4 protein-coding genes are annotated in these 4,797 nt (G+C 57.3%); 3 read left to right on the top strand and 1 reads right to left on the bottom strand.

The genetic code is table 11. From position 1 onward, the window contains the following. Positions 1-344 precede the first annotated feature (344 nt). The 3 genes from HIJ39_RS21490 to HIJ39_RS21480 all read left to right on the top strand — a co-directional run bounded on the left by HIJ39_RS21490 (position 345) and on the right by HIJ39_RS21480 (position 3,559). Positions 345-587, top strand: a complete 243-nt coding sequence (locus HIJ39_RS21490) for an addiction module protein (RefSeq protein WP_169103088.1) — start codon at positions 345-347, stop codon at positions 585-587. Between the two features lie 626 nt (positions 588-1,213). Next, positions 1,214-1,639 (top strand): hypothetical protein, encoded by a 426-nt coding sequence (locus HIJ39_RS21485; RefSeq protein WP_169103087.1) that lies wholly within the window; start codon positions 1,214-1,216, stop codon positions 1,637-1,639. Between the two features lie 474 nt (positions 1,640-2,113). Continuing rightward, a complete protein-coding gene (locus HIJ39_RS21480) occupies positions 2,114-3,559 on the top strand; it encodes a GGDEF domain-containing protein (RefSeq protein WP_169103086.1) in 1,446 nt (481 codons plus the stop codon). 95 nt (positions 3,560-3,654) lie between these two features. On the opposite strand, the gene HIJ39_RS21475 is transcribed toward HIJ39_RS21480, so the two are convergent. Continuing rightward, positions 3,655-4,236 (bottom strand): homing endonuclease associated repeat-containing protein, encoded by a 582-nt coding sequence (locus HIJ39_RS21475; RefSeq protein WP_169103085.1) that lies wholly within the window; start codon positions 4,234-4,236, stop codon positions 3,655-3,657. Positions 4,237-4,797 lie beyond the last annotated feature (561 nt).

Raw genomic sequence — 4,797 nt, 5'->3', positions numbered from 1 at the left:
AGTAAGACAAAGAAAGGGGATTACAGTCTCACACTTGAGGGACTAAAAAACTGTCTTGACAACGGGGTCCACTTTACTACCGCAAAACGAGCACTGCAACTCCATCAACATCTCTCCCCTGGATTACAGTGGCAGAATGTGGGTTGAACGGCAAGCGGTTCGATTACTCACAGTTCCTTCGTAGGCGAATCACTGAACGGGGGCAGTGTGCAATTGACTTACTGGGTCTGATGTCGCAGACGATCCATTCCGCCAGGGCTTTGGTTATGTCAAGTGATTACGGATCCGGGTTTTTCGCGCGCCGATTGGCGCGTGGTATCATGGAATGAAATGGAGGTGTGGGCATGTCTGCAGGAGTTCCATGGCCCCCGTCCGGATTCAATGAGCTATCACCCGAGGAAAAGGTCGATTATGTCCAGTCCCTTTGGGATCGTATTACGGCGAGCGAAGACCGGGTTCCTGTGCCCGACTGGCACAAAGAAGTCATTCGGCAACGACTGGCCGACCCGGATGCCAACCCCCGGGATTGGGATCAGGTTCGGGATCGAATCACCCGCGAATTGCGTCAATCGAAGCTGAAGGTATGAGCCTCCCGGTTCGTTTGAGTGCCGGTGCCCAACACGAATGTGGAAGACACGGTGGCGTGGTATGAAGGGCACGCCCCGGCCTCGGAGAGCGTTTTCTAAAAGCACTCGTCCGTACCCAACCGTGTCTCCGAAAATCCCCAGCAATTCCCCGTGATTGAAACCGACGCACATTGTGCGCTGGTGGACGGTTTCCCGTTTACTTCGTTGTATTCCCTAACCACACTGTGGTCAACGCTATCTTACATGTCCAATATCCCTAGAATGCGCAGCGTCGATGGTAGCAGAGCAGAACACCATAAATCCTTGCTTGGCTATAGCACCAAGCCCTAGCGGCCACCAGGCTGGAGCGTCAAGTACGAACGATTGCCCCGACTATGACGTCAGGTGTGGGCCCAAGGGTTTGCTGAGCTTTCGGGCGGCCGTTTCCTCAAGAAGCTCGGACGAATGTGACGTTTTCCGCTTCCAGCCGGTTATAAAAGGGAAGAGGGGTGTGATGCACACCGCCGCTTGTAACCGCACTCGGCGACCTTCGCTATATTTCGCTTGTCCGCACCCATGCCTATTGCGTAGGCGTGCCAAGTCCGCGGACAGCGAGCCAACCATTGATTGAACGAGGAGTGAGACCAATGAAAATCTCGGTTTCGTATGTCCTGCCCCTTGTGGCAGTAGGGAGCATCGGGCTTTACGCGCTGGTGACGACATCGCACCAGGTCGCCTCGACAACGACGCACCATCCCATCAAAGCAAGGCCCAAACGCTACGCATCCGCCAAAATCCAACGCGACGTCCAGCTCGGCCTCCCGATACCTCCGAAGGCTAACGCCCCGCTCACACAGCGGGAGCACTGGATTATTGTCCAAAGTGCTCCCTATGGTCACGCCAACCAATTCTTGAAAAAATGGAATGCGCTCGGTCAACCGCCGCTGTATTGGTCGTCGTTCGAAAACGCCTATTACTTTTGGGTAAATCAGCTCGCCCAGCAAGCGATCACTTTATCGTACACGTATGCGCCAAACGATCCGAGCTGGTATGGCAAACCCCTGCGCCCTTAGTCGACACGACGTACCTATGGCGGAATGGAAATGTCGTCATTGGCCGCTAAGTCGCCACCTCGGGTTAAAGGGTAGGTATAACGAGCGATTGTCCGTGGCGAACTTCGTCAAGTCTTGAGCCGGACTGTACGCTATTGGCGCAAGGCCGCTCTGCCACGCCGCAGCCGAAAACTCTTATGAACTTGGCCCGTACGCCTCGGAGAGGTGGCCGCAGCGCGAACGGGGTCTTAAGAACGGATACACCATGGGAACCAAGCGGCGGTGAGCGACAAATTTAGACAAATCATGACTATCTTGAAAAAAGGTTCTGCTCAGGTTGGTCGCGAAGCGCGTATATGATGGAATTTTTCCCCTTTCGGGCTGAATTTGCCGCGTTGGTGTGCGAATTTCCTTGAAATGCTGCCTAGGGAGGGACAGGCCCTGTTCGATCGTTCGCGCTGCCCACAGAGTCAACACGCGACTGAGGCCACCCCAATGATCAGTCAGCCGACTGGTTGGTGGGAACGCGGCCTTTTTCTATTGTCCGTGCTTGTGACGGTAGGCGGGATAGGGGCGGGCCTGCGATTGCCGGGCTTTCACCGCATTCTGCCGTGGTGGAGCACGGTAGTCCTGGTGGTGGCGACCGGTGTCATCATGACCCACAGAACCCCCCTGACCAATCCCGTACACAGCAAATCCCACAACTTCCAACCGCGTCTGAACGTCGAATTCGTGCTGGCGGTGGTGATTGGTTTTCAGTACGGCATCGGGACGGGCCTGGCGGTGATTTGGGGATCGCTACTAGTCCAGTCGGGTTTACGCGTCTGGATGGGGTGTCGGCCTGATCGCCCCGGAATGGCCGCGCTCATTGGGTGGTTTGATGAGAATCCCCACACTATGAAGCCCCGACGCATTGCGCAGACGCTACCATATAACCTGATCCTGGACGGCGCGACCCTGGTGGCGGGTGTGGGGGCATGGAAGACGCTCGCACTCATCGGGTGGCCGGGCCTGCCGAACCTCGCGTTGCCCATACTTACGGCGCGATTCATCCTGGTGGCGACTTGGGTGATCGGTCGCCTGATGGTCGCGTTGGGGTTGGCAGAAGTGGCGAATATGTCTTTCTTCCTGGTGCTCGCGCGCGTTCCGGTAAAGCAGTGGCACGTGGCGGGGCGCCTGCTGCCAGCGATGATGGGACCCGCGATGGTGGTCATTGTCCCCTTCGCACTCCTGTTGCATGGCTATGGTGTCATCGGCTATTTTGTCTTCACGGTCCTCTATTGGCAATTCCAAAAGAGGTTGAGCTTGCAGCGAAAATTCCTGGAACAATCGGACGAACTTCGAGTGCAGCAACGATCGGCACTTACGGATTTTCTTTCCGGGCTGCCCAATCGCCGGGCTATGGAGGAGTATGCGGCCCGATTGTTTGCCGCTCAGATTCCCACCATGGTGGCCATCATCGATGCCGATCACTTTAAGCGGGTGAACGACGCCTGGGGCCATGATGTCGGGGATTTTGTCATTCGCGCGGTGAGTTCCCAACTGGCGGACCAATTCCGCACGACCGAAGCGCCGTGGCCAGATATGGTGGCCCGTTGGGGGGGCGAGGAGTTCGCCGTGTTGTTGCCCTTCTGCCCTTGGGATGCCGCGGTGGAGCGACTCGACACGATGCGCCAGCGGGTCCAAGACAACCCGATGCGACGCGATGCCGACACGGTAGTGCACCTTACCATATCGGTCGGGATTACGGTGTGGACGCCGGGAACGGCGGCAACGATCGTTGAGGTTCTGGAACAGGAGGCCGACGCGGCGGTCTATACCGCGAAGCACGATGGCCGGAACCGGATTGTACCGGCGCCGGACGGTGTGGCCCGATGGACAGCGTGGCACCGTGCTCATCCCGGTTCGCTGCCGAGCGCGTCTGGAAACCGACAGGCGTGACATAGGCGGTAATTCCTCTGTCTATGTCGTTCTGCGAGCCATCGCGTCACATGCCTGCGATGCCCGTTCTGTCATTGCCTTGCTTCTCGGGCTCATTAATCCGGTTGGTTTGCGTTCGCTGTCTCCCGAGTGCACGCGACAGCCTGGGCCCATGTGCCAAAGTACTTGCGGGCAGCCCAGAGAAGGGCCGCGTTTTGGACGCGCACGCTATTAACTCGAAGGTCGGCGTGTCGGTTTAGCAACTCCTGAATTTCGGCTTTCACGGTTTGCGGGGAATGATGACGATTGCGGCGGATCGCGTCTGGATCATATCCAGCCACACGCAAGGCTTCAGACCACGACCCAAAATGGTACGTGGCGGCCGCGATGAGCGGATTGTTGTCCCGTTGTACAGCGCTAGCGTTGAGCGGCTCGCCTCGCTGCGCGCGGCTCTGAATTTCTTCCACTAGACGATCCACGGTCCAATAGCCATGCGGCCTCTGACGCCCATAGGCTCGCACGGGACGTGGAAGGCCCGCGGCCGCCAACGCGTTTGGCCATGATTTGAAGTAGCGACGTCCGGCCGCTAGGAGATTTGGGTCTTCTTCCAGCAACGCTTGAGAATTGAGCGGTAGGCCATTGCAATCTCGCTCCCGAATCGCGGCAATGACGAGGTCCTGGCTCCATAGGTGCCGCATGCTATCGCATTCAATCTGACTGGCTATGGTGGTTCATCCTTTCTAGAACGGGCAGAGAACGCATTGGGTTGGTCGCTTTACCGGGTTCTCGTCCTGTTACATGCATTTGTGGACATCTTAGAAAGCACGAGCCCCGAAAACCGTGACCAATGTCACGCTTTATAGAGGAACAGCTCCTATTACCTCCTGGCGCCCCGGTGCAGCTCAGCACCGCGAGCAGCGTCAGCTTTGTTCCTGGGGCGTGGTCGGTCGGGATACCGTCGCGCCATAAGTCGAGTTGTCTTCTGTTTCGTGACTTTAGTCACGCATGGTTTGGCGGGCACATGGCAATGTCCGTATGTAGGCGGGTGCGGTACGCCTTAACTGTTAGAGACCTTTCAAACTCAGGCCTTCGGCGCCATGTATGATGTGTGAACCGAGAGACGGTCTATGTCAAGGGTGTGGATAAAGTGACTTAATGGTGGTGCAACAGCACGAAGGGTACGCAACAGCACGAAGGGTACGCAACAGCACGCGGTCGTCGGGGGACGATCGCCCGGCGAGCGTATAACCTCGCTGTCA

The sequence above is a fragment of the Sulfobacillus harzensis genome (genome assembly GCF_012933365.1).
Taxonomy (GTDB): domain Bacteria; phylum Bacillota; class Sulfobacillia; order Sulfobacillales; family Sulfobacillaceae; genus Sulfobacillus_B; species Sulfobacillus_B harzensis.
The sequence above is the reverse complement of the archived record's forward strand: the minus strand, read 5'-3'. Positions and strand labels throughout refer to the sequence as shown.